The organism is Rhizobium sp. BK112, assembly GCF_014193215.1.
Lineage (GTDB): Bacteria > Pseudomonadota > Alphaproteobacteria > Rhizobiales > Rhizobiaceae > Rhizobium > Rhizobium anhuiense.
Window position 1 is genome coordinate 140,133 of the sequence record NZ_JACHYZ010000012.1, and the last position, 24,634, is coordinate 164,766.

The window sequence follows — 24,634 nt, forward strand, 5'->3', positions numbered from 1 at the left end:
GTCTCATCTCTTTCGTCTTCTTCGAAGGTTGGATGGAGAAATAATAAACTGGAGTCAATCTGTGCGTTTTCCCGTATCGCTATTAAAAGGGTGCATCGCGTCAACACGTGCAAAGATGTCGATATTCGCATTCTCGGCAAAGTCCGGACGACCCGGTACGGTCAGGACAACCGTCTGCTGGCCCCCCCCCAATCGCACATGCAGATGGCTTTCTCCCCCGATTGGCTCGAGCAACTCGACGGTTGCGTTGAGACGGACGGAAGGCTCTGCCGGCCTGGCAACAAGTAACGCGTCCGGGCGGAGCCCGACCATGTCGGTACCGGCAGGCAATGCCAGGGTCCCAGCGCCGTCGGCCGCCCTGAGGACGTCGATCGGTACCAGATTCATCGGCGGCGAGCCGATGAAGCCTGCGACAAACAAGCTTGCCGGACGGTCGTAGACTGCCACTGGCGTTCCGACCTGTTCGACAAGTCCGCCGTTCATGACGACCAATCGGTCTGCGAGGGTCATCGCTTCAAGTTGGTCATGGGTGACGTAGATGCTGGTCGTCTTGAGACGCCGTTGCAGCCGACGAATTTCAACTCGCATCTGCACGCGCAATTTGGCATCGAGATTGGACAGCGGCTCATCGAACAGGAAGGCGGCCGGCTCGCGAACGATGGCGCGCCCCATCGCAACCCGCTGGCGCTGCCCGCCGGAGAGTTCGCGAGGTTTACGATCCAACATCGGTCCGATTTCGAGGATCTCGGCGGCTTCCGCCACACGACGGTTGATTTCGGCCCGTTCGGTGCCGCGATTTTTCAAACCATATTCGAGATTTCCGCGTACCGTCATATGCGGATAAAGCGCATAGTTTTGAAAGACCATGGCGATATCGCGGTCGGCCGGCTCTGCCTTATTGACATTGCGGCCCGCAATCTCGACCTGGCCTTCGCTGATCGTTTCCAACCCGGCAATCATGCGAAGCAGGGTGGATTTGCCACAGCCCGAGGGGCCGACGAGGACGATGAGTTCGCCGTCTGCAACGGATAGGTTGATGCCTTTGACAGCTGGAACGGTACCATAATTCTTCTTGACGTCGATGATGTTGATCGTTGCCATTTCATTTCTCCGTTTCGACCAGGCCTTTGACAAAAAGGCGTTGCATGGCGACGATGACGAGGACGGGTGGCAGGGCGGCGAGAATGACCGCTGCCATCACGAGGTTCCAGCGGGGCTCGGCATCGGCAACCGCTGCCATGCGCTGGATTCCCATCACGACTGTGTAGAAGCTCTGGTCGGTCGTTATGATGAGCGGCCAGAGATACTGGTTCCAGCCGAGTACGAAGAGGATGATGAAGAGCGCCGCGATATTGGTGATCGACAACGGCAGCAGAATATCCCGGAAGAACTTCATCGGTCCCGCTCCATCGACGCGGGCGGCCTCCATCAGTTCGTCAGGGACGGTCAGAAAGAACTGACGAAACAGGAAGGTTGCCGTTGCCGAGGCGATCAGCGGGATGATGAGGCCGCTGTAATTGTTCAGCATTCCAAGATCGGCGACGACTTTGTAGGTCGGCACGATACGCACCTCGACCGGCAACATCAGGGTGATGAAGATCATCCAGAATGCCAGGGTCCGGAACGGAAACCGGAAATAGACGATGGCAAAGGCCGAAAGGATCGAGATGACGATCTTGCCGACGGCGACGCCAACCGCCATGATCAACGAGTTGATCATCATCGGCCCGATCGGCGGCGCCCCGGAGCTCGTCATCCCGGATGAGAGCATCGTCGAATAGTTCTCGATGATGTGGCCACCTGGTGTCAGCGGCACGACGCCTGACAAGAAGTCGTTTGGGCCATGGCTTGATGCAATGAAAGCCACGTAGACCGGAAACACCACGATCGTCACGCCAATGATGAGGACAAGGTGCGCCAGGAAATTTAGGAAGGGGCGATTCTCAACCATCCTTGGAATTCCTCAATATTGTACGCGGCGTTCGATAAAACGGAATTGGACGGCCGTCAGAGCGACGACGATCACCATGAGAATGACCGACTGTGCCGCCGACGAGCCCAAATTCAGCCCGATAAACCCGTCGAAATAGACTTTGTAGACAAGGATTTCCGTCGCGCGCGCCGGTCCGCCTTGGGTGGTTGCATGAACGATGCCGAAGGTGTCGAACATCGCGTAGACGATATTGATGACGATCAGATAGAAAGTCGTCGGTGAGATCAGCGGGAACACGATCGTCCAGAAACGCTTCATCGGACCGGCTCCGTCGATGGCCCCGGCTTCCTGAAGCGAGCGTGGGACGGATTGCAGCGCAGCCAAGAAGAACAAGAAATTATAGGAAATCTGCTTCCACGTCGCCGCGATCACGATCAGGACCATGGCATCGTCGGGATTGATCAGATGATTCCAATTGATTCCCATTGCCCGCAACATATAGGCGACGATGCCGATCGACGGATTGAACATGAACCACCAAAGAATGCCGGCGATCGCGGGGGCGACGGCATAGGGCCAAATGAGCAAGGTCGAATAGATTCGAGAGGTGCGCAACACGCGCATTGCCGCTGCAGCCAGGAGCAGCGCAATCGACGTTGATAGGACCGTCACGAGTATGGCGAAGATGAGCGTGTGGCCGAAGGCATTGATGTAGATCGGATCGGCAAAGAGCCGACGGTAGTTTTCAAACCAGACGAAGGTCGTTTTGAAACCGAAAGCGTCCTGACGCAGGAAAGATTGCCAGAATGCAGTTCCCGCAGGCCAAAGGAAAAATACCACGGTCACGAAAATTTGGGGAGCGATGAGCAGGTAAGGCAAAAGCTTGTTGGGAAATACGGTCCGTTTGGTTTGCATGGGCCCTCACACTGACGGATGGGAAACGGGGGCCGGTCTTTCACCAGCCCCCGTCACGGAGCCCATTAGTTGGCGGACTGGAAATCGCGAAGCTGTTCGTTGCCTCTTGCGACCACGGAATCAACTGCTTCCTTCGCCGTCTTCTTCCCGCCCAGCAAGGCCGCAAACTCATCGTCGATAATGCCACGCACCTGGACGTAGTTGCCGAAACGGATGCCCTTGGAATTGTCGGTGGGTGTCACCCGCGTCAGTTGCTTGATGCCGATATCTGCTCCGGGGTTCTTCTCGTAATAGCCCTGATCCTGGCCCAGCTTATAGGCAGCCTCCGTTATCGGCAGGTAGCCCGAGAACTGATGCCAATCGGCTTGGACTTCCGGCTTCTGCAGGTAGGTGAAGAACTTCGCGACACCTTTGTACTCCTCTTCCGGGCGACCTTTCAGTGTCCAGAGAGTGGCGCCGCCGATAATCGAGTTGAGCGGCTGCGGAATAACGTCGTCATAGTAGGGAAGCGGCGCAAAACCGACCTTGAAAGCCTTTGCGTTGTTGATGACCCCTGCCCGACCGGCGGACGAATTCATGTACATCGCGCATTCCTGAGAATAGAACATCGGAGGAGCGTTATCGCCGCCGCCAGGTCCTCCAAATTTGAAGAGCCCCTCGTCCTGCCACTTCTTCAGATTGCCCCAATGGCGGATCGTGAGATCATTGTTGAAGGTGAATTCTGCGTCCAAGCCGCCAAAACCGTTGGCCTTGGTAGAATACGGCTTATCGTGCAGGGCATTCAGGTTCTCAGTCTGGATCCAGGAGATCCAGGCGCTGGTGAAACCGCATTTAGCTGCGCCGGACTTCATGATCGTCCGCGAAAAGGCTTCAACGTCCGCCCATGTTTTCGGCGGCGTTTCCGGGTCAAGCCCTGCTTTCTTGAAGATATCCTTGTTGTAATACAGGATCGGCGTCGAGGAATTGAACGGCAAGGACAGAACGTTGCCGCTGGTGTCAGAGTAGTAACCGACGACCGGAGCAATGAATTTGCTCTGGTCCCAGGCCTCACCTTCGTCCTTCATCAACTGGTAAACGGGATAGACCGCACCCTGTGCTGCCATCATGGTGCCGGTACCAACTTCATAGACCTGTACGATTGCGGGCTGCTGGTTGGCGCGGAACGCAGCAATGGCGCCCGTCAGCGTCTCGTCATAGGTGCCCTTGAATACCGGAACGATCTCATAGTCAGATTGAGATGCGTTGAACCCCTTGGCGATCTGTTCAAGCTTCGCGCCATTCTCGCCGCCCATTGCGTGCCACCACTGGATCTTCGTGGCTGCCATTGCCGGAACGGATAACGATAGGCTGGTCAATCCTGCGGACAGGAAAAAAGCGATCTTGTTCATCCTCACTCCCACTTGTTGTCGGTCCGAAGCCTCCCGCTACGAACGTGAGCCCGATGGTAACAGGCGAAGTTCACTTTGCAAGAATGAAATGTTCAAATGAACATTTGCGGCCGGCGATCACCTGCGGACTGGCGCAATGCTGGCGACAGCATCAGGTTCGAGGTGGGCGGTTCTCGGGCCGAGGATATGGGATTGAGGGCCGTGACCCGGCGGCATGGGCTTGGTCGCCTTTGGGTGGCAGCACAAGCGTGATCAAGTGAACACCTCCATGGCGTTCACCATTAACGACGTTGCTGCCTGGATTGTCACAACTCTTCCGGTGTGATCACTTTCATCGTCGCCACCGCCGGGCGCCAATCTTGAAGCACCTTGCAGACTTCGGCTCTGGTCGGCGCGCCGGTGCGACCGCCGAAGACCTGGCACTTGAGCGCCGCCGCCATAGACGACAGGCGCATCGTCTCTTCGATCGGCATGCCTTCCGCGATAGCCAACACGAAAGCGCCATGGAAGATATCCCCGGCTGCAAGCGTATCGACCGCTCTCACCTTTGGAGCGGCAAGATGGCAGACTTCGCCGGTTGCGTCATCGAACCAGAAGCAGCCATTTTCGCCAGCCGTGACGCTGATGAAGGCATGCTCGAACTTTTGCTTCAGCAGGCCGACGACTGTCACCGGGTCGGCCGTTCCCGCAAGCCGCTCAGCGGCTGGTTGCGAGAACACGATATGGCTCGCCGCCGGCGCAAGCATCTCGACCACGCCATCGCCGGCAACGTCGCCATCGAGAATGGCCGGCTTGCCCGCCTCTCTCGCTGCCAACAGCGTCCGCAGCGCAAGCTTCGGCCAGCGGACGTCGACCAGCACTGCGTCGAAGGAGGAAATGTCCTGTTTTGTGACCGGCTTGACCGTCTCGTGCAGGCCAGCATCGTAGAAAGGCACGATCAAGCGTTCGCCCTGATCATCGACAAGGATCGTCGAGACGGCCGAGCGGGCGCCTGCCACACGCACCATACCGCTCGTGTCTATGCCGCTCTCGCCGAGGTCGGCAATGATGCGGTCGCCGGTGGCGTCATCGCCGACCGCGCCCCAAAGGCTGGCATGGCCGCCAAGCCGGGCAACGGCAAAGGCGGCGCTCGATGCCATGCCCTCGGCAATCTGCAGCATATCATAGGGCAGAAATTTGCCCTGGCCGGTCGGTAACGAGCGCACACGAAACAACGTATCCATAACCGCCGCGCCGACGCACAAAACGCGGCGCGCCTGACCGGGAGGCGGGTCGAAGGCAGAAGTCGTCAAAACCGTCGTCTCACCCGCTCACTTGACGGCTCCGGCCGTCAGGCCTGCCACGATCTGCCGTTGCGCAAACACCGTCAAGATCAGCACCGGCAAGGTGACGATCAATGCGGCTGCCGCGAGCGGACCCCAACTGACCTGTTCGAACGAGAGCATGTTGTAGACCGCGACCGGAAGCGTGCGCGTCTCGCGACTGGCGAGCACGATGCCGAAGACGAAATTGTTCCAGGAAAAAATGACCGACAGGATGAAGGCGACGACGATGCCCGGCCTTGCGATCGGCAAGGCGACCAGACGGAAAACCTGCCAGGGTGTCGCGCCGTCGATGCTTGCAGCCTCTTCCAGCTCCATCGGGGTCGTCTCGAAATAGCCGATCATGATCCACACGACGATCGGCACGGTGACCACGAGATGGATGATGATCTGCGGCAAGAGCGTGCCGAGCAGGTTCAGCCATTGGAACAGCAGGAAGAGCGGGATCAGGAAGGAAAGGCCCGGTGTCATGCGCGCGATCATGATGACCATCGCGGACTTCTCCGCCTTCAGCCGGGCGATGCCATATCCGGCGGGCACGCCGATCAGCAGCGCCAGAAGCGTGGCCGCACCCGTCACCAGCACCGAATTCCAGAGATAGAGGAAGAAATTGTTCTCCTCGAAGACTTTCAGATAGTTCGACCAGGCCAAGCGCTCCGGGATGAAGATCGGCGGATAGGCGCCGTTGTCGATTTCATACTTCAGCGACAGCGAGATCATCCAGAGGAAGAACAGGACGACCGGCGAGATCATCACCAGGGCGACGAACAGCAGTCCGATGCGATCGAGCGTCTTGCGCTTCATCAGCGTGCCTCCCCGTCGGACCAGTTCACGCGCTGCCTGAGCATCATAAGGACGAAAGAAAGCAGGACGATGAGGATGAAGAAGACAACCGCCATGGCCGAGCCATAGCCGATATCGTAATAGGCGAAAGCGGTGTTGTAGAGATAGATGTTGATCGTTTCCGACGCCGTGCCGGGGCCGCCTTGGGTCATGGCATAGATGATGTCGAAACTTTTCACTGCATCGATGCTGCGGATGATCACGGCGATCATCAGGAAAGGCGCGATCATCGGCAGCGTCAGATAACGGAATTTCTGCCAGACATTGGCGCCATCGATCTCCGCACTTTCATAAGGTTCGCGCGGAACCGCCGCCAGGCCGCCAAGCACGATCAGCATGATAAGCGGCGTCCATTGCCAGGTCTCGACCAGCACCAGCGACGGGATGACGCTGCTCTGATTGTAGATCCACTCCTGGGGACCGATGCCGATGAGGGAGAGGAGATAGTTGAGAACGCCGAGCTGCGGATGGAACATCATCGTCCAGACGAGTGCGATGGCGACGGGTGTGGCCATCATCGGCATCACGAATATGCCGCGGATGAGACCGCGCAGCGGAAATTGAGCATCGAAGATCAGCGCGGCGAGCGTTCCCAGAAAAAGGGGAACCACTACGGAGAGCGTCGTATAGAGCACCGTATGCCACAGCGACTCCCAAAAGCGCACGTCGCCGGCGAGGCGCACATAATTGTCCCACCCCGCAAAGACCTGCGCTTGGCCGAGCGTCCAGCTGTTGACGCTCATCCACACGGTAAACACCCATGGAAAGACGATCACGGCCGATATGACGATGAGCGCCGGGATGACGAAGGGCCAGTAGTTGGGAGCAAACCGATCCGGTTTGCTCCTTCCTTTCGACGCCTTGGCCGCTGTGGCCGTTTCGATGCTTGCCGAGGCCATTATCCCTCGCTTTTCGCCAGGACGGGTTCGAACTGTGCCGTCGCTGCCTTCAGTTCGGTTTCGGGATCAGCGCCGCCGATCATGTTGGTGAGACCGACGCCATAGATGTCGCGGAACTCGGTGACCGGAATGATGACCGGCAGCGCGAGCTGCGAGATCTTGCCCGAACCGACGACGGCATCAAGCCACGCGCCCGGCATCTTGACGCCTTCGCGAACCTTCGCATCCTCGAGGACGGACTGCCGGAAAGGAACGCCGGCGCCGGCCTGCAGCAGACGGGCGCCCATTTCATGCGAAATCGCCCATTGGCAGAAGAGGTAGGCTGCTTCCTTTTTCTGGCTTGCTGCGACGACGCCAAGGCCGTCGCCGAAGGTGCCTGCGGCCTGTGCCTTCGGGCCTTTCGGCATGATGCCGTAACCGACCTGGCCGACGACGCGCGACTTTTCCGGATTTTCGATCGGCGGTGCAAAACCGACGCCATCAAGCCACATGCCGATCTTGCCCTGCAGGAAGGCCGACTGCGCCTCCGCCCAGTTGAAGCCGGAGACGCCGGGAGGGGCGGTTTTGGTCATCAGTCTCTGGTAAAGCTTGGCCGCATCGATCGCTTCCGGCGATGTCGTGCGCAGCTTGCCGTCAGGGCCGAGCGGGCTCGAACCATAGCCGAGCAGCAGCGACGTCCAGACCGGCGTATTGGCGTTCTTCAGGCCGCGGGCGACGAAGCCGTAGGTGTTGGTCGAAGCGTCGGTCAGTGCCTCCGCAGCACTTGCCAGCTCTTCGAAGCTCGAGGGGTAAGCAAGCCCCTTCTTCTCGAACAGCGCCTTGTTCCAGTAGATGATCCAGTAATCGACTGAAAAGGGAAGAGAGCGCAGAACACCTCCGGCGTCCTTGGCGAAGGCGAGGCCGGCTTCGGCGAAATCGCCCTCCGTCAGGGACGGGTCGGTCAGCGAAGGGTCCTTGAGGAAACCGCTGATATCGGCAAGCCAGCCGCCCTTTTCGAACTGCCGCTTCTGGACATGGTAGCTCATATGCACGACGTCGAAACTCGGCTTGCCGGAGCTCAGCTCGATCGTCGTCTTCTGGCGCTGCTGCTGTTCGGGCGTCGCTTCGGCATTGACCTTGATGCCGGTGAGCGCCTCGAACTCGGACAGGTACTTCAGCAGTATTTCGCTGCGCGGGCTCTTGACCAGGTTGACTTCGAGCGTCGTGCCGGCAAAACGCTTCCAGTCGACGGCGGCCGATGCGAGCCGCATGCCGAGCATGCTGCTCGCCCCAAAAGCGGCTGTGCCCGCCAGAAAGCCGCGTCTCGTCGGATTCAAAAACGATGACATGTGATTCCTCCTCCTTATTGCCGGCGATCTCCTCACCCCCGGCTGTTTATTTCCGATTATATCCTGAGCGCACGATCTCTTGCATGATTGATGTGTGCGACAAGGCTGTTGACGGCGTCCTCCGCCGATCGTCGTTCGATCGCCTCGAGCACTTTCAGGTGCTCGCCCATGACAGGTCCGACGTGACCTTCGATGCGAAAACGATCCTGACTGATCAGGCGCATCTTGATCGAGTTCACCCGATAGGCGTTCGAAATGATGGAATTTCCCAGGGCATCGATAAAGGCGTCGTGCATACCCCAATCGACGGCCTGCGCGTGCACTTCCAATTCGTGCGATGTATCGCCGCTTCGAATGGCATCGGCGATATCCCGATGCTGCTTCAAAAGCCCGGCGATCGTCTCGTCAGACGCAGAGCGGGTGAAAAGCGCGACGGCCTCCTTCTCCAGGAACACGCGCAGCTGGAAGGCCTCGCGAATGAGGTTGAGGTCGATATGAGCAATCTGCAAACCCCGCTGGGGGACCGTCTTGATCAGCCCTTCGGCTTCGAGCCTCGGGATGAGCTCACGGATGGCGCCGAGCGTCAGTCCCGTCAGCTCGACGAGACGGCGCTGGGAGACGAACTGGCCGGGACGCACGTCACGCGCAAGAAGATGGCGCGTGAAGCTCGCATACGCCTTTTCCCGCAGCGTTGGCTGCTCGTCCGTTTCGTCCATCGCCTCTTCCCGAAACATGTCTGACCTATGCCGCTTTCGACTGGAAAAGACGATCGAAAGCAAGAGCGAGCTGCGCCTGCCCTTCGGCGGATATTGAAGCGAGCGGCGGGCGCACCGCAAGCCAGATCTCTTCGGACGCCACGTGCGCCATCATGGCTTTCACGGCCGGGACAACAGGATATTTGAGCAGCTCGGCCACAAAACCCTCGATGCGGGGATCGTCCTTGCCTTCTTCGGCCATCAGCTTGACGTCGCGGGGCACAAAATTCGCCATGCCGGAGATCGCCCCCTGGCCGCCGATCCGCACGCCCCTGGCAAGATGCCGTTCATCGCCCACCAGGATAATGAGATCGCCATGCGCCTTGAGCAGGCTTTCGGTATACGGCCAGTCGCCGGAAGAATCCTTGACGCCTGTCACGATATTGGGGAAGGCGGTCCGCAGCCGTCCGATCAGCGACACGGTCAGCGGGACCATGGTGAGCGAGGGAAGATTGTAGACGATGATGTCCCGCGCCTTGTCTCCCAGAATGGCGAAGACGGCCGAAAACCACTGGAAGACACCGTCGTCGCTGACATTCTTGAAATAGGACGGCGGGGCAAGAAGAATATTACGAACGCCCTGGGAAAGAGCATGATCTGCCTGGATCGCCGCATCCTCGGCGGCATCGACCAGCACACCGACGATGATGTTTTTTGCCGCGATCCCCGCATCGAGGAAAGACGCGAGGACGCGGTCACGTTCCCGGCTTCCGATGGAGGAGCCTTCACCCGTCGTTCCGAACAGGGTTACGCTGGAACATCCTGCAGCGAGGCTTCGCCTTGCCTGCACGATCATCGCATCGATCGCAATATCGCCATTGCTGTCAAACGGCGTGGCAAGGGCGACTGACAGGCCGAATTTCTGGGTCAAATATGCTTCCTCCCGATTGTTGAGATTAGATGTAGCAGACTGACATGTTAGCTGTAAAGAGGTGATTGCAGACTCCTCGTTACGCGCGCCACGTCACTTTTCGCAGAGCCGCCGGCCGCCGGAATATGGCTGATAGGTACAGTCGGAAGGCCGGAAGGAGCGGTAACTGCGCGAGCAGGCGGTGATGTTACAGGACTGCGGTGCGCCTTGACCATCGCTTGCCGCTTCTGTCGATCGCACGCCATTCAGCGGAGGTTCGGCCGTCGCCTGGCGCATGAAATCCCGCCAAATATGCGCTGGCAGGGCGCCGCCCGTCACCCCCTTCATCGGCGCGTCATCATCATTGCCAACCCAGACACCGACGACAAGCGCTTCCGTGAAGCCAACGAACCAGGCGTCACGATTGTTCTGGCTCGTGCCGGTCTTGCCGGCCGCAAACGTGCCGGGGTCCGCTCCACGCCCAGTACCGCGCTCGACCACCAACTGCAGGAGGCCGAGGAGATCGGACTGGTAGGGCGAAAGATCGACGTTCGGATTTGATTGTGAGCCAACTCGAAATGTCTTGGGCTGCCCTGCCGCTTGAAAGTCGATGATGCCCCAGGGCTTGACAGGTGCCCTACCGAGTTGGACGGACGCATAGGCGCTGGTGAGGTTAAGCAGATTTACTTCGGATGTCCCAAGCGCCAAAGACGGCGTGTTGGCGAGTGGTGCATCGATGCCGAGTTCACGCGCTGCGGCAATCACATTGTCTAAACCAACCTCTTCGGCAAGCGCGACTGAAGCGGCATTGAGCGATCGCGCGAACGCCTCGGCAAGCGTTACCCAACCGCGATAGTTGCCGCCGGAATTTTCTGGCGACCAGCCATCGATGTCAATTGGCGCGTCCAGAACCTGGTCAGACAAGGTGAACCCGGCCTTCAATGCTGCGTAATAGACGAATAGCTTGAAGGTGGAACCCGGCTGGCGCATCGCTGTGACGGCGCGGTTGAACTGGCTTGCCTTGTAGTCGCGCCCGCCAACCATCGCGACGACCGCGCCATCGGGCGTCATCGCAACCAACGCGGCCTGCGATGCTCCGACTGCCTTCCCTTCACCGTCCAAGGCTCCTTTCACGACCCTTTCGGCGATTTGCTGCAATTGCGGCACCATCGTGGTTCGCACCGACGTCGAACCTGGCGAGGAGCCGGCGATTTCGCTCGCTTGCGGCGAAATCCAGTCCGCAAACCAGCTTCCCGAGCGCGGCGTCGGCGTCGTTGGATGCAGCTTGGCAAAGCTCGCCTTGGCCTCCGCCGCCTCTGGCGCGGTGATTTTTTCATTGGTCGCCATCGCATCGAGAACGACCATGCTACGCTGCCGGGCGCCTTCGAAATTGTCGATGGGATTCCATTGACTTGGAGCCCGCAGCAACCCCGCCAGCATCGCCGATTCCGGCAAGTTAAGGGCGTCGATATCCTTGTTGAAATAGATCCGCGCGGCGGCAGGCATGCCTGTCGCGCCAGCGCCAAGATAGACGCTGTTGAGATAGCGCGTCAGGATTTCCCGCTTGCCGAGCTTCCACTCCAGCCAGACTGCGATCACAACCTCCTGTATCTTTCGCTTTATCGTTCGATCGCTGTCCAGATATTGCAGCTTGATGAGTTGCTGGGTGATGGTGCTGCCCCCCTCCACCACCGAGCCAGCCTCCAAATTCCGGAGAAACGCCCTCCCGATCCCTCTCGGATCGACGCCGAAATGGTCCATGAACCGGCGGTCCTCAATCGAAAGGACGGCATCGATCAGATGGGACGGGAACTGGTCGTATTGCGTATATGGCCCTTGATAAGGTCCCTGCCTTACGAGCGGCGCACCGTCAGCGGTTTCCAGCACAACAATCGGCTTCAACGTTCCGTCACGAATCTCGCTCCAGGGCACGTCTTTTAGTGCCCACACCAGCACGCTGCCTATGAGGAGGCACACAAGCAAGGCCCAGCCCATAGCGAATTTCCACCAGTTCGCCGGAAGCCATCGGCGCCGGCGACTTTCGCGCGGCTTGCTATGCCAATGGCGAATGCCGCGCCCGGCTTTGATCGGAGCAGTCGTCATCCATTTGGTGAGAGCCGATGTGCTTCCCAGCCGCATCGACCTCGTCAGCCTCGTTATCAAAAACAAAGCCATCGACTTGATCTTCGCCAGCACAGGACTTGCCTGCAAATCGTGACGCAGCGCACCTAACAGATTGCTCGCGGCCTGGCGAGTTTGGACGAAGGGTCGGTGAGGGAGTTGCGGACTGTCGGCCTGGGTGGTTCTCGGCGAATCCGAGGCGGTCACTTGCGTTGCCGAAACTGCTTGCTGATTGCCACCCGTGCTCGATTTGCCAACGCTTTCGCCTGAGGATTCGGGAGGATTGGGCATCGGTTACCGCCAAAAGGCCAAAGTGGCGTGAACTTTATAGCCGAGCGATGCTGCGTGTTCTACCGCAAAAGGCCCCAATCGCTCCGAGGCGTTTTGGCCGGAATAAGCCCCTGATCGAACAGCCGCCGTAGACTTTCAATGCGGCACTTCGTCCACAGCCGACCTGCTTCTGCCTCAGGCTTACGACCATCACTTGTCTATTTTTTTCAATGCGCTAAATTACAAGAATTAGTTGCATCGGTTTGTCCCCGCTCGATTGGGGCGGATGCTGCAGAAGCGATACCTTCGGATGCCAACATGATCTGGAACCATCGCATCACACGCATTGTTGTCGGCCTGCTGCTGCTGGCACTGGTGACACTCGTTTCATTGCCGACGATTACCGGCTTTACGAGCCTTGATGGCACGGTCAATGCGCGGTTTGCGGTCGTTAATGCCCCAATCGATGGCACAATTGCGGAAGAATCCCTCAAGGTCGGCAGCCCGGTCAAAGCGGGACAATCCCTCGCAGAAATCAGAAATACGCGCGTCAATCGCGCAATCCTCGCGTCGCTCGAGGCAGATCACAACACGGCGCTCGACCGCGTCGCGGCACTGAAAAAGGAACGGGAGGAACTCTCCGCGCTTCGCGAGGAATTGTCTACCAGATTGGAAGTCTACAACCAGACCACCATTGCCAATCTCGAACGCGAAGTCGAAATCCTGCGGAAGAAAGTCGAAGTGTCGCAAGCTCAGGATCTGGTCGCCCAGGTCGACTTGAGCCGCCGGATGCAGCTCGAGTCAAAAGGCATTCTCACGCAGAAGCTGGTTGAGGCCGCGCGTGCCGCGGGCGCTGCGACCGGCGGCGAGGTCGAAATCAGCAACCTGACTGTCGATCAATTGCAACAAAGGCTCAATGCGGTCCGCCAGGGTATCTTTGTCTTCGGCGACGGGCAGAATGACGTGCCTTATTCGCGACAGCGCGAAGACGAGGTAGTCGTTCGCATCAACGACTTGAACTCGCGCATAGCGGAAAATGAAACACGAGCCACCGAAGTTCAAAAGCAGCTGGTCAAAGAGGCAAATCGCGTCAGCAGCCTTGAATCCGCAACCGCGATAGCGCCCTTTGACGGCGTTGTTTGGGCGAGGAGTATCGTCAGCGGTTCGAACGTTGTGCTGAATGACGAGTTGATGCGCCTCCTCGACTGTCGAGAGCTGTTTGTGGATATCCTTGTTCCCGAGGTCAATTATGACGAGATCTATCCGGGACTTGTCGCGCAGGTGCGTTTGTTCGGCCGTAGCGATGTCTTCAAGGGCACGGTCATTTCTGTCAGAGGCAGTTCGGCTTCGGTCGAGACCGATTCCTTTGCCGCCACTTTGCCGCCGTCGACTCAGCGCAATGCCCGCATTCGGGTTCGCCTTGATCCATCCTTCATGAACGACGACTTTGCGAACTCCTGCCAAGTGGGGCGCACAGTGCAGGTAAGGTTTTCCAAGCACGGCATCGACGTGTCCAACTGGGTCAAAAGCCTGTGGTTCAGTATCTTGTAGCGCTGGTTCCGACCTTTCTCGTTTTGGCCTTCTTTTGCCTGGGGCCGTTCAATTGGTCGCGCCGTCACACCTGGACACGGGCGGTGACCTGCGCGTTTGTCGCTGCAGTCGCATTGCGATACATGTTCTGGCGCTTGACGGAGACAGTGCTTCCCTATCCCAACAACGGTGCGAGTTTCTACTGGGTTTGGATCCTCTTCGTCGTCGAGATTCTGGCGTGCGTCGAAGTCATCCTTTTTCTGGTATTGATGAGCCGCTACGTCGACCGGAGCGCGGAAGCGGACAGGCTGGCTCGTGGTTTCTTTGCGCGCGACAAGCGTGAGCTGCCGACTGTCGATGTTTTCATTCCAACCTATAACGAGCCACTCGACGTGCTCGAGCGAACCATCATCGGCGCCCGCTCGCTGGATTATCCTCCCGACAAATTGAATGTGTACGTGCTTGACGATCAACGCCGGGACTGGCTGAAGGCCTATTGCGAAGAAAAGAACGTCATCCACGTCATGCGCGGCGACAACAACCACGCCAAAGCGGGCAATATGAACAATGGGCTGAAGGTCAGCTCGGGCGAGTTTATTGCGGTCTTCGACGCCGATTTTGTTCCCTATCGACATTTCCTTCGCCGAACGCTGCCCTTCTTTTGCGACGAAAGCATCGGCATCGTCCAGACGCCTCAACATTTCTTCAACGCCGATCCGGTGCAATCAAACCTCGGCCTGGAGAATATCTGGCCGGACGAGCAGCGTTTGTTCTTCGACGAGATCGCGCCCAGCAGAGACGCCTGGGACGTCAGTTTCTGCTGCGGGTCATGCTCGATTGCCCGCCGCAAGTCCATTGACGCAATAGGAGGATTCCCGACGGAGTCGATCACAGAAGACCTGCTGACAACTCTTTCAATGCTCAACAAAGGCTACAAAACGCGCTACCTGAACGAGCGGCTGTCGATGGGATTGGCTGCCGAAAACCTAACCGGTTATTTTGTGCAGCGCGAACGGTGGTGTCAGGGAGGTATTCAAACCCTTTACCTGCATAATGGCCCGCTGCGTGGCCCCGGATTGACGCTCTTTCAACGGATCATGTTCCTGCCGGCGTCCTGGCTGGTGCAGTATCTGGTCCGCTTCATGATATTGCTCGTCCCCATCGTCTATCTCTGGTTCGGCCTGCTCCCCCTCTATTTCACTGACATAGCCGATTATGTGTCTCATCAGGTGCCGCTGCTGGCAGCGTATTTTCTGCTTATGCTATGGATCACGCCGACGCGCTATCTGCCTGTGATATCAAGCGCCGTCGGGACCTTTGCGACATTCCGCATGTTGCCTACCGTGGTCTCCAGTCTCGTGAGACCATTTGGCAAGCCGTTCAGGGTGACGCCGAAGGGCAGTGGCAACGAGTCGAACCAGTTCGACCGCTACAGCTTCGCCTGGATCGCAAGCATCATCATGATCACCGTCCTTGGTCTGCTGGTCAACATCGTCCCGGAAACGGCGCATGTACAAGGCCAGTTTTCGCCGGTCGCGGCCTGGTGGTCAGGTATCAATATCGTCGTGCTGCTCATCGCATCGCTCATCTGCTTTGAGAAACCCCGACGCTTGTTTCATGCCTTCAAACTCGATGAACCCGCGATCGTAGACGATGTCCCTGGCCAAATCGTAAGTTTGGCCTTGGACAAGGCGGTCGTTGCGGTCCCCACCATGTCCCGATTTCAATCCAAATCCGTCGTGCTTAAACTGCCCGGCTTTGCTCCGTTCAAATCTGAGCTCAGACTGGTCACCCAACGACGCAGGAGCATAAGTCGCGGCGGTGACAAGCAATCTTACTACCTCCACCTGTATTTCGAACTCATTGGCTCTGCTCGCGACAGCATGATCGTGAAGCTCTACACTGGTCAATATTCGCAGGACATTCGCGACATCGATAAAGTCGCGGTCTCTCTTAATCTTCTTCTGCGTTCGTTCGGGCGAACGCGCACGTTGTAGTCGACGGTCAACCTCGGATCGTCCGGCCGGCGTCCTCTCGAGCGTTGCCGCAACAGAGCCGGATTATTCCATCGAAGGGGCGCCAACCAAACCCGCCCTCAGCGGCGGGTTTTTCTTTGCCTTGTTGCCGCTTTGTCAGCGTTGCGGATCATTGTCGTAGCCGCAACTTCCTTACGATCAACCGGCATGTCGCCGCACTCCACTGTTTGCCCGCACCAGCGCCATCAGCATCGGGCCGATAGCAAATTCGCCCCTCTCGGTTCTTCGGGTCAGATCGCGGAGATAACCGCCAGGCGAGTTGATATGCCCTCCCCTTTCCAGGATGCAGGCGATCACGGTTGCGGCATTTTCCGGCCCCATGCCCGAGCAGGCTTCCTCATAGGCCGAGGGGCTGACGCCGAGCATCGAGCGCACGATGACGGCAGCCGACATCAGATCCCGCCAGTTGCCGATCGTTCCACCCGGCCCGTAGTCGAGAATTTGAGGGCAGGCCTGGAGGACGAGGCCAAGCGGGAAGGATTTCAGGCTATGCCCGGCCCCTGGATCTGCCGTGTCTTTCGCCTTGTTGCCCATCCCGCCGGAAGGCTTCGGTTGTTTCAATCTTCGCTCGTCCGGCGCTTCGGCGTTCGGCTCATTATCGGCCACCGCCCTTTCGCCCTGCTTCGTGTCGAAGCGTGGTTCAAGTTCATAAATAGAGTCGGGATTTGAATTCTGTTTGTGACGCTCAATCTGAGACTCATTGGCGCCTATATTTTGTGTTTTTATCCGTCTTTCCAATGCGTTGATGATCTCATCGCGCAGTAGTCCCATCTCGTCGAGCAGCGGCGCCAGTGCTTCGGCCGTCGCAACGCGCGGAATTCGGGCAAGGAGCGTGCGGAACATCGCCGAAATTCCCTCCCAGTCACCGGAGACCTCCTCTTCGATGGCTGTCGCGATCAGCTTGGAGATATCGCGCCGGCACACCGTCAGGCGTTCCCTGGTCACCCTGAGCAATTCCCGGTCGGCGACCGCCTGGGCGGCCAGGTTTTCGATTTCAACCGCACGCGCGAGCAGCGGCGCGACGCTGAAGCCGAAGGCCTCCCCGACGGCACCTGCTTTGTCGCGGCGCGCATAGCGCTTTCCATTCGGACTGTCCTTGCGCAGGATCAGGCCGGCCTCGACCAGGACGGCAAGATGCCGCCTGAGGGTGGCTGCCGTCATGCCGCGGGCACGCAGCGAAAGCTGCGCATTCGACGGGAAGACGATCAGGCCCTTTTCTTCGGAAATCTCGTCGTCAGGGTAGAAAGTCAGAAGCGCATCGAGCACCGTCAGCGCCCGATCGGTCACGCCGAGCGCCGGCCGCGCCTCGCAGATTGCCCTGAACAGCTTCCACTTGCTGCGCTTCATTCCCGGCTCGATGGTCTCGGCCAGTTGCTGGCTTGCCAGCATGCCAAGCGACATCGGCCGCCGCCCAAAGGGCGTCGTCACATATCCACTCTCCATTTGCCTTCACCTTCGTTCAGGCAAAAGAAAACCATCCACCAATTTGGTGCCTAAGACGCTTGACTGTGATTCGTGGAAATGCGATTCTCGATGTGCTTAAGATCTGAGAAGGGCTTCCACGACGGCGTCGTTGGGGGCCTTTTTCTTTTGCGCGTTACGCTCCTCTGTCCTTGTTGAATTCCTGGAACAGGCCCTTCAGCCTTTCCTGGACGAATTGATCGAAACCGGGTGCGGTCTTGCCGTCGAAGACGAAGGTTGCACCGGATGCTGTCTTTTTGATCACCACCGGCACGCCGCTGACTAGGGTTTTGGCGATCGCCGGCTTCGGCGCTGCCGTCCTCTTCGTTGCCAGAACGAGTGCCCGATGAAACCGCTCGTCGCTTGAGATTTTGCGAGCGTCGTCCGCGGACAACTCCGCGATGATCTTCTCGATGTCGGCGCCTTCCAGCCGCTCGCCCAGCTCCAACCAGCGTCGACGGCCGATATCGGGGGCCGCGCCGATGGCGTTGACGAGCGCCAGGGGGACCTGCCGGATGACGATCAGCATTCTCGACAGCGCCGCCTTATCGACGCCGAGAGCCGCCATGATGACATCGCGGCCAAAGCTGCGTTCCTCCAGCCGCGATGCGAAGAGCGCACGCTCGATATAGGAGAGATTGGTTCGAGCGCTGTTTTCCTGACCCTGGCTGACGACCAACTGACCGTCAGTAAGATCGCGGACGACCGCGCGCACCCTGATGCCGATTTCTCGGGCGGCAGCCAGGCGACGATGGCCGTAGGCAACCTGATAGCGTCCCCTAGTTTCGGGATGCGGACGAACAAGGATCGGAACCTGCTGCCCATGCTCGCGGATCTGCTCGACAAGCTGGGCGAGTTCGGCCGCATCGATCGCCAACCGATCGCTAACGAAGGAAGCGTCGATCAGGCCGGGATCGAGCTCGACGATGGTCTGGCCGGCGGCAAGCTGCCGTTCCAGTTCACTCGCCCGCTCCATTTTCTCGGTAATGTTGCCGAGCGTCTTGGTGATGCCGCCGACCGGCACCGCACTGCGCTCCTGCGGCACGAATCCGGCGATCGGACGATTGTCGCGCGGCGCGACTGCCTCCACCCTTGCCGGGTTCGGAGCGGAGATTTCGATGAGGTTCTTGCGCGCCATCTCCTATTTCCTTCCCCAGGTCGAGCGAATATGCGCTTCGATCTCGCCATTCACGAGGTTGAGGGACTCCAGAGCCCGGTCATAGGTTCCGCGTGTGAACTGCGACCGCTCGACCTCGTAGAGAGTCTGCTTGGTGACGCCGGCGTCGGCGACCGCCGTCGACTTCACCATGGCATTGTGAAGCATTCGATTGCCGAAGATCGCCCGCATGAAGCCGGTCATCTGACTTTGCGGCCCGTCGTTCGGCTCGAAACGGGTCACGAGATAGCGCATCCAGTCATAGCTGGTGCGACCACCCGCCTTTTCCACGACCGACATCAGCTCACTCGTCATCGTCAGGAACTGCGACATCGACATGACATCCAGCATCTGCGGGTGAACCGTGATCAGGACCGAGGTTGCCGCGCAGAGCGCCGACATCGTCAGGAATCCCAACTGTGGCGGGCAGTCGATGACGACGATGTCGTAAAGGCTTTCGATCTCCGTCAGGACCTCGCCGATGCGGGCAAAGAACATCGTCTCCGCCGTTCCCGAGGCCATCGCCTTCGGTGTCTCGTGCTCGAATTCCATCAGCTCGAGATTGCCCGGAATCAGATGCAGATTGGGCGTGTAGGTGGCGCGCACGATGTCGGCGATCGGACGCGGCTCCTCATATCGGATCGCGCCATATATGGTTTCGCCCTCTCCGACGTCGAACTCCGGCTGATGGCCGAACAAGGCGGACAAGGAAGCCTGCGGATCGAGGTCGACGGCGAGCACGCGGTAGCCCCTGAGCGCCATGAACTGCGCCAGGTGGGCCGCCGTGGTGGTCTTGCCCGAGCCGCCCTTGAAATTCATGACGGAGACGATCTGGAGCTTTTCGCCCGGCCTGCGGGCCGGCACATATTTCGGCGTGCCGTTTCGCTCGTCGAGGACCCGGCGAATCCGATCCATATCCAGGGCACTGTAAAGCCGCCGTCCGTTTGCGAGCGGATCGGGGCCATGGCCATCGGCAGCCACCTGGCGGAGATAGCCTTCGCCAATGCCGATGAAGGCCGCAGCTTCCGCCGGCGAAAATGTTCTGATGGTCTTTTGCGACAGCGGGGGGAAGATTTTTGCCTGATGCTGCTGAAGTTGATAGGATAACTCCTTCGCATCTGTTGCCAGAAGCGACGGGAGATGCTCTTGATCGTCCTGAAGAGCAAGACTCGGCTGCATGATCTTTTTCCCACGTAACTGCGCAATTTTGAACGAAAGCGCTTCAGTTGCGCAGTTACTATATGCCTCGATTCGTTACCAATTTACAAATGCTTAACCAAGCTGCTCATTTCACCCATCGAGACGGCTGGCCAGGTCAGGCAGGTTTCGGGCGGCTGGCGCCATGGCGACGGCTCGAAACGGCTGACAACCCTGGCGGCTTTCAAACCGACCGGGAAGTTTAGGCATTAGCCTTATAAATCTAATTTATTCAATACCTTGGATGCTACCTGGCTATCTCCCGTCGTCCTTGAGGTAGTTGTTGCCGTTGATCACCAGAAGCCCGTCGGATGCTTTGTCCGGTTCGAATATGCTCATGCTTTCCGTCCTGCCGTCGGCGTCGGTCAAGTCGAGGCGATAGCCGGAAAGCTTATAGCGGCCGCTTGCGCCCGGCCGGTTTCCGGATGTGGTGACGCCCGATCGGGATCCGCCGATTTCGTTCATCATCGAGGCGCCGGACCAGCCCGTGCGTTCGAAGGTGCCGTTTCGACGAAGCGTCAGCGTATGGCTGGAGGCCACCGATCCCGATGAGGTCGCAGTCATGCCGCTCGAGGCAAAGGTGGAAACCCATTCGCCGTCGAGCGTCGTGCCCTCATCAAATGGCGGCACGGCGCGATAATCCGCGTCTGAAATCACCAGGTCCTCACCCTTTTTCGAGAATGGTTTCGTCTCGATTTCGATCGTGCCGTAGGCTGAGGTGACGCTGCGCATTTCGATCGACCCGGCCGAGGAGAAGAAGCCGCCGCCGGCAAGCTTGTAGAGACCGCAATCAGTCGGGGTCTCCTTGCAATGTTCGCCAATGCTCCGGCCGCCCTTCGGCAGCTCCGTGCTGAACCGGCCCTCCCGGTCGAACATGCTGATCGTGCTGTCCGAGTAGAAATCCATGCCGCCGAAGACATTCGGCCGGATGCCGGTATCGAGATGGGTGAAGACGCCGTCCAGCCCGCCATCGCCGCTCGCCTGAACAAGGTCGAAATCCCTGTCGGAAGGATCGAGCTTCACCGAGCGCACGAGGGCCGCGAAATCAGCCTCCGCCCCTTTGCTTCTGTCGCCGGTTACATTCAGCAGCACGAGCTGCAGATAGGCCTGCCGCTTGTCGCCGGCGATGCCGACCACGATCTGGTTGATGCTGACATTGTTCTGATGGACGCAGCAGCGTTCTTCCACGCGGATGTCGTGGCCGTTCACCGTCACCCCGTAATGTTTGATCAGGATATCTTCCTTCGCCATGTCGGGCAGCGTGGCGACGAAGGTCTTCATCCCGGCCTGCAGGGAATTGCGCGCGGCCGGGAGCGGCTTGGTGATCTGGATCAGAGCACTGCCGCGCTTGTCGTCATCCGTTTCAGGAAAATCCTTCTGCAGCATGAAGAGATTGCCTTTGGCGGCCTTCCTCCAGCCGGAAGCGGCGTCGGGCAGGGTCACCGTCAAACCGCCGATATCGGCGGGCGCGGCAAATGCCGGAAGGCAGGACAGGAGGCAGGCAAGAACGACAATGAAGCCCAAACCTGACCTGGCCCGCCCTATCCGATCGACATACGCATTGCCCATGTGCCCCTCCCCTCGTGCTTCGAAGACCGCCGACGAGATTTGGAGCCGGGGGAGGCCATTTCAACCCTGAGCTTCATGAAGGTTTCTTGAACGCTTCGACCCACATCATATTCGTGAGCCTACGAAGAAGTGGGCGCTATCAGGAGAAACAGGGCGATAACGGCCGACATTGCCGCTCAATAGCGGCAGTTGCTCTATCGCAGCTCAGCGCCGATCAAAAATCGGAAAGCACGCCAACCGCCGAGGGGCCACCACGGTGCTGCTGCGGTAGGCCAACCGCAGTTTCCCTCGACGAGTTTTGGTTTGGCTCGTCGAGAGAAATTTGTTTCGCCTAGAAGCGACGGGGTTCTTCGGGTTTGTTGCCGGCGATCACGTCGATCCGGTCCAGCACGTCAGACGTCATCTTTTGCCTGTGTGAGAGGGCCGCGAGATTGTCCTGCAGCTGGCTGGCGCGCGATGCGCCAAGAATGACGGTCGAGACGTTCCGGTTGGCGAGGCACCACAAAAGGGCGAGATGCGTGATCGATATTCCGATCTCGTCCGCGAGCTTTGCGAGCTCGCCGACTTGTCGGAGCTGGGCGCGGCCGGCATCGCTGGACCATTTTTCCTTCAGCCATTCGTAGCCAGGCAGGTTCATACGACTGTCGGCGGGCACACCGTCATTGTATTTGCCGGTAAGGACGCCCGAGGCGAGCGGCGACCAGATCGTGGTGCCAAGCCCGATCAGCTCGTAGAGCGGGAGGTAGTCCGACTCGACCTTCTGGCGCTCGAAGATGTTGTATTGCGGCTGCTCCATCGTCGGCGGAGTGATGCGCAAGTCCCGAGCGACGGCATAGGCTTCAGTCAATTGTTGCGCCGACCATTCCGACGTACCCCAGTAGAGCACTTTGCCCTGGGCGACGAGATCGTGCATCGCCCGGACTGTTTCCTCGATGGGCGTGTCGATATCCGGGCGATGACAGAAGTAGAGGTCGAGATAGTCGACCTGAAGCCGCTTGAGCGCGGCATGGCAGGCGTCGGTCACATGCTTGCGCGACAGGCCGCGCTGTGTCGGTTTCTGCCCTCCCCAGAAGACCTTGCTGGAGACGACGAAGCTGTCACGGCTCCAGCCAAGCGATCTGAGCGCCTCGCCCATGACGATTTCGGACTTGCCGCTTTCGTATCCCTCGGCATTGTCGAAGAAGTTCACCCCGTTGTCATAGGCAAGCTTCATGAGATCGACGGCGTCGCCTCCATTTACCTGCTTGCCGAAAGTGACCCATGAACCGAAAGAGAACTCGCTCACTTTCAGACCCGACTTTCCCAAACGTCGATATTCCATCATGCAGCTCCCGCAAGTTATGAACATGTGCCGGCCTGTCACCGGCGTCGGCGTCGCACGATTGATCGACTGCCAATTCGCGTAATCTATGGCATGAGCAACGATATGCGAGGCTTAGCTATCGGTTCGCATCGCCTCTTTTGTGACGAGACGACCGATCCAGTGAAACGATCCGCGTTGGCCTGCCCGGACTGAAGCACGGGTGCGGTGGAACCGCCGCCACGGTTCTAGCCTGCGTTCCAGCCTCCGGCAAGAGAAAGGGCGCTCCGCGACTTATGTCGGAGCGCCCGTAGCGTGCGGTCGACGACGTTTGCGGCGGAGGTCGACGGCAGCAACGCAAGATGAAGAGATTCGGAACGGATAGGCAACATATGATTAGAATAGGGGGCTTTGTCGGCCGCCGATCGATCGTGTCATCCACTGGATATCCACAGCTTATCCACAGGAACGGCGACCGCGACCGCAGCAACTTCAATGACATTCGCCTGGCAGCAAATCACACCTCACAAATGCTTATGTGACTGGTGAACGACACTGCCCTTTTGTTTGCCGGCTTAGATACAAACCAAGGCCTGGTTCGGATAGATTTGGTTCTCTTCCCGACCGTCGCGGCGGACGCCGGGAGGAGGTGGGCGGTGGGCAACATGAGGGTCCACCGCCTTCTTTTAAGCGCCCCCTGGGGTCGGCCATCTCACACGTCGAGTTTGACAATTCCCTTGGCCGCCAGGGCCTCGACCGATACCCGACCTGCACGCAACGGAATGCGTCGTGGATATGAACCGGGTGCCGCCGCGCGATCAAATGATCGACTCGCTAGTCCGCCATCGCTTGGTAGAGCCAGTCGGAGAGCTTCTCGGTCGCCACGCGCGCGCCGGCGCCAGGAAGCAGCGCGCCGGCGGTCAATTCGACGCCGAAATACGAGGCGGATGGGTCTGTCACCACCTGCCGCTCGTCCTCATTCGCGGCGAGATAGATCCGGGCGATTTCATCGATACCGAATTGATCCGGACCGCCGATTTCAACAATATCGTTCAACGGCGCTCCGACTGACAATTCCGCCAGCAATGCGGCGACGTCACCGGCCGCCACCGGCCTCATGAACGCCGGAGACAATCGGAAAACATCACCATCAGCACCGGTGTCGATCAATCCGCTGATGAACTCGTAGAACTGTGTGGAACGGAGAAGCGTAAAGGGTCGATTTGAAGCCCTGATGAGATTTTCCTGCACCATTTTCGCGCGGAAATAGTCGCTTTCGACCAGACTTGGCGTGCCGACGACCGAAAGTGCAAGATAGTGCCTGACACCGGCCTCGGCCGCTGCGGCAAGCAAATTCCTGGTCGAAGCCCTGAAAAAATCCAGCGCCGCACTGTCGCCGAAAGATGCGGCGTTGGTAACGTCAACGATGACTTCAGTTCCCACCAAGGCCGCTTCAAGGCCTTTCCCGCTGACCGTGTCGACGCCGAGCGACAACGACGCGGCGCTGACTTGGTGGCCGGACTGGCGCATGATTTCACTGAGGCGTGTTCCGACAACACCGGTTGCTCCCGCTACCGTGATTTTCATCTCAGCATCCTTTGTTGCATTGCACCGCGCGAATGGCGACGAGATCGCGGATAGGGATTGTCTTCAACGTCTCGGGATCGACCGGACCGACAATGACTGGAAAGCCGGGCGCTCTCCATCGTCCGTGGGGTCCGGTCGCCTTAGCCGTACGTCTAGCGAAACCACCCCAAGGTT

The 24,634-nt window shown here is 58.9% G+C and carries 19 protein-coding genes; 2 read left to right on the top strand and 17 right to left on the bottom strand.

The window, feature by feature from the left end:
- Nucleotides 1-54: 54 nt before the first annotated feature.
- From FHT75_RS28085 to FHT75_RS28135, 11 genes are all read right to left on the bottom strand, one after another.
- Entirely contained in the window at nucleotides 55-1,101 is a 1,047-nt protein-coding gene (locus tag FHT75_RS28085) for a sn-glycerol-3-phosphate import ATP-binding protein UgpC (protein WP_047619035.1), read from the bottom strand.
- Nucleotide 1,102: 1 nt separating this feature from the next.
- Nucleotides 1,103-1,951 carry a sn-glycerol-3-phosphate ABC transporter permease UgpE gene (gene ugpE / locus FHT75_RS28090; RefSeq protein WP_028758675.1) on the bottom strand — a complete coding sequence of 283 codons (849 nt, stop codon included), beginning with the start codon at nucleotides 1,949-1,951 and terminating at the stop codon, nucleotides 1,103-1,105.
- A gap of 12 nt (nucleotides 1,952-1,963) precedes the next feature.
- Nucleotides 1,964-2,848 (bottom strand): sn-glycerol-3-phosphate ABC transporter permease UgpA, encoded by an 885-nt coding sequence (gene ugpA / locus FHT75_RS28095; protein ID WP_048338469.1) that lies wholly within the window; start codon nucleotides 2,846-2,848, stop codon nucleotides 1,964-1,966.
- Nucleotides 2,849-2,913: 65 nt separating this feature from the next.
- Nucleotides 2,914-4,236, bottom strand: a complete 1,323-nt coding sequence (gene ugpB / locus FHT75_RS28100) for a sn-glycerol-3-phosphate ABC transporter substrate-binding protein UgpB (RefSeq protein ID WP_028758677.1) — start codon at nucleotides 4,234-4,236, stop codon at nucleotides 2,914-2,916.
- A 305-nt stretch (nucleotides 4,237-4,541) separates the two neighbouring features.
- Nucleotides 4,542-5,528, bottom strand: a complete 987-nt coding sequence (locus FHT75_RS28105; protein WP_047619043.1) for a sugar kinase — start codon at nucleotides 5,526-5,528, stop codon at nucleotides 4,542-4,544.
- An 18-nt stretch (nucleotides 5,529-5,546) separates the two neighbouring features.
- Nucleotides 5,547-6,362, bottom strand: a complete 816-nt coding sequence (locus FHT75_RS28110; RefSeq protein ID WP_027664817.1) for a carbohydrate ABC transporter permease — start codon at nucleotides 6,360-6,362, stop codon at nucleotides 5,547-5,549.
- Nucleotides 6,362-7,300 carry a carbohydrate ABC transporter permease gene (locus FHT75_RS28115; protein ID WP_047619046.1) on the bottom strand — a complete coding sequence of 313 codons (939 nt, stop codon included), beginning with the start codon at nucleotides 7,298-7,300 and terminating at the stop codon, nucleotides 6,362-6,364. The genes FHT75_RS28110 and FHT75_RS28115 overlap by 1 nt, the downstream gene beginning before the upstream one ends.
- Complete coding sequence (locus FHT75_RS28120) at nucleotides 7,300-8,628, bottom strand: ABC transporter substrate-binding protein (RefSeq protein WP_063473716.1); 1,329 nt, start codon at nucleotides 8,626-8,628, stop codon at nucleotides 7,300-7,302. Before FHT75_RS28120 ends, FHT75_RS28115 begins: the two co-directional genes overlap by 1 nt.
- A 56-nt stretch (nucleotides 8,629-8,684) precedes the next feature.
- Nucleotides 8,685-9,362: a GntR family transcriptional regulator gene (locus FHT75_RS28125; RefSeq protein WP_174824481.1), complete on the bottom strand. Its 678-nt coding sequence runs from the start codon at nucleotides 9,360-9,362 to the stop codon at nucleotides 8,685-8,687.
- Nucleotides 9,363-9,369: 7 nt separating this feature from the next.
- Entirely contained in the window at nucleotides 9,370-10,254 is an 885-nt protein-coding gene (locus FHT75_RS28130; RefSeq protein ID WP_063473717.1) for a dihydrodipicolinate synthase family protein, read from the bottom strand.
- A 93-nt stretch (nucleotides 10,255-10,347) separates the two neighbouring features.
- Nucleotides 10,348-12,645, bottom strand: coding sequence for a PBP1A family penicillin-binding protein (locus FHT75_RS28135; protein ID WP_063473718.1), 2,298 nt, complete (start codon nucleotides 12,643-12,645; stop codon nucleotides 10,348-10,350).
- 297 nt (nucleotides 12,646-12,942) lie between these two features.
- Between FHT75_RS28135 and FHT75_RS28140 the strand changes: the two genes are divergently transcribed.
- Nucleotides 12,943-14,175: an HlyD family secretion protein gene (locus FHT75_RS28140; protein WP_183845292.1), complete on the top strand. Its 1,233-nt coding sequence runs from the start codon at nucleotides 12,943-12,945 to the stop codon at nucleotides 14,173-14,175.
- On the top strand, nucleotides 14,157-16,151 hold the full coding sequence (locus tag FHT75_RS28145) for a glycosyltransferase (protein ID WP_047619057.1): 1,995 nt from the start codon (nucleotides 14,157-14,159) through the stop codon (nucleotides 16,149-16,151). Before FHT75_RS28140 ends, FHT75_RS28145 begins: the two co-directional genes overlap by 19 nt.
- Nucleotides 16,152-16,328: 177 nt before the next feature.
- On the opposite strand, the gene repC is transcribed toward FHT75_RS28145, so the two are convergent.
- The 6 genes from repC to FHT75_RS28175 all read right to left on the bottom strand — a co-directional run bounded on the left by repC (nucleotide 16,329) and on the right by FHT75_RS28175 (nucleotide 24,460).
- The gene (gene repC, locus FHT75_RS28150; RefSeq protein ID WP_063473719.1) at nucleotides 16,329-17,633 is read right to left on the bottom strand and encodes a plasmid replication protein RepC; all 1,305 of its coding nucleotides are present in this window, start codon (nucleotides 17,631-17,633) and stop codon (nucleotides 16,329-16,331) included.
- A gap of 154 nt (nucleotides 17,634-17,787) precedes the next feature.
- The gene (repB, locus tag FHT75_RS28155; RefSeq protein WP_063473720.1) at nucleotides 17,788-18,789 is read right to left on the bottom strand and encodes a plasmid partitioning protein RepB; all 1,002 of its coding nucleotides are present in this window, start codon (nucleotides 18,787-18,789) and stop codon (nucleotides 17,788-17,790) included.
- 3 nt (nucleotides 18,790-18,792) lie between these two features.
- Entirely contained in the window at nucleotides 18,793-19,986 is a 1,194-nt protein-coding gene (gene repA / locus FHT75_RS28160) for a plasmid partitioning protein RepA (RefSeq protein ID WP_047619065.1), read from the bottom strand.
- A 273-nt stretch (nucleotides 19,987-20,259) separates the two neighbouring features.
- Nucleotides 20,260-21,573 (bottom strand): hypothetical protein, encoded by a 1,314-nt coding sequence (locus FHT75_RS28165; RefSeq protein WP_183845291.1) that lies wholly within the window; start codon nucleotides 21,571-21,573, stop codon nucleotides 20,260-20,262.
- Between the two features lie 331 nt (nucleotides 21,574-21,904).
- Complete coding sequence (locus FHT75_RS28170; RefSeq protein WP_063473722.1) at nucleotides 21,905-22,894, bottom strand: potassium channel beta subunit family protein; 990 nt, start codon at nucleotides 22,892-22,894, stop codon at nucleotides 21,905-21,907.
- Nucleotides 22,895-23,707: 813 nt separating this feature from the next.
- Nucleotides 23,708-24,460, bottom strand: a complete 753-nt coding sequence (locus FHT75_RS28175) for an SDR family oxidoreductase (RefSeq protein WP_063473723.1) — start codon at nucleotides 24,458-24,460, stop codon at nucleotides 23,708-23,710.
- Nucleotides 24,461-24,634 lie beyond the last annotated feature (174 nt).

Excerpts from the sequence above, each read along its gene's own strand:
- FHT75_RS28085 (WP_047619035.1), bottom strand. The coding sequence starts at position 1,101 with ATGGCAACGATCAACATCATCGACGTCAAGAAGAATTATGGTACCGTT.
- ugpE (WP_028758675.1), bottom strand. The coding sequence starts at position 1,951 with ATGGTTGAGAATCGCCCCTTCCTAAATTTCCTGGCGCACCTTGTCCTC.
- ugpA (WP_048338469.1), bottom strand. The coding sequence starts at position 2,848 with ATGCAAACCAAACGGACCGTATTTCCCAACAAGCTTTTGCCTTACCTG.
- ugpB (WP_028758677.1), bottom strand. The coding sequence starts at position 4,236 with ATGAACAAGATCGCTTTTTTCCTGTCCGCAGGATTGACCAGCCTATCG.
- FHT75_RS28110 (WP_027664817.1), bottom strand. The coding sequence starts at position 6,362 with ATGAAGCGCAAGACGCTCGATCGCATCGGACTGCTGTTCGTCGCCCTG.
- FHT75_RS28115 (WP_047619046.1), bottom strand. The coding sequence starts at position 7,300 with ATGGCCTCGGCAAGCATCGAAACGGCCACAGCGGCCAAGGCGTCGAAA.
- FHT75_RS28120 (WP_063473716.1), bottom strand. The coding sequence starts at position 8,628 with ATGTCATCGTTTTTGAATCCGACGAGACGCGGCTTTCTGGCGGGCACA.
- FHT75_RS28125 (WP_174824481.1), bottom strand. The coding sequence starts at position 9,362 with ATGTTTCGGGAAGAGGCGATGGACGAAACGGACGAGCAGCCAACGCTG.
- FHT75_RS28135 (WP_063473718.1), bottom strand. The coding sequence starts at position 12,645 with ATGCCCAATCCTCCCGAATCCTCAGGCGAAAGCGTTGGCAAATCGAGC.
- FHT75_RS28140 (WP_183845292.1), top strand. The coding sequence starts at position 12,943 with ATGATCTGGAACCATCGCATCACACGCATTGTTGTCGGCCTGCTGCTG.
- repC (WP_063473719.1), bottom strand. The coding sequence starts at position 17,633 with ATGGAGAGTGGATATGTGACGACGCCCTTTGGGCGGCGGCCGATGTCG.
- repB (WP_063473720.1), bottom strand. The coding sequence starts at position 18,789 with ATGGCGCGCAAGAACCTCATCGAAATCTCCGCTCCGAACCCGGCAAGG.
- repA (WP_047619065.1), bottom strand. The coding sequence starts at position 19,986 with ATGCAGCCGAGTCTTGCTCTTCAGGACGATCAAGAGCATCTCCCGTCG.
- FHT75_RS28165 (WP_183845291.1), bottom strand. The coding sequence starts at position 21,573 with ATGGGCAATGCGTATGTCGATCGGATAGGGCGGGCCAGGTCAGGTTTG.
- FHT75_RS28170 (WP_063473722.1), bottom strand. The coding sequence starts at position 22,894 with ATGGAATATCGACGTTTGGGAAAGTCGGGTCTGAAAGTGAGCGAGTTC.
- FHT75_RS28175 (WP_063473723.1), bottom strand. The coding sequence starts at position 24,460 with ATGAAAATCACGGTAGCGGGAGCAACCGGTGTTGTCGGAACACGCCTC.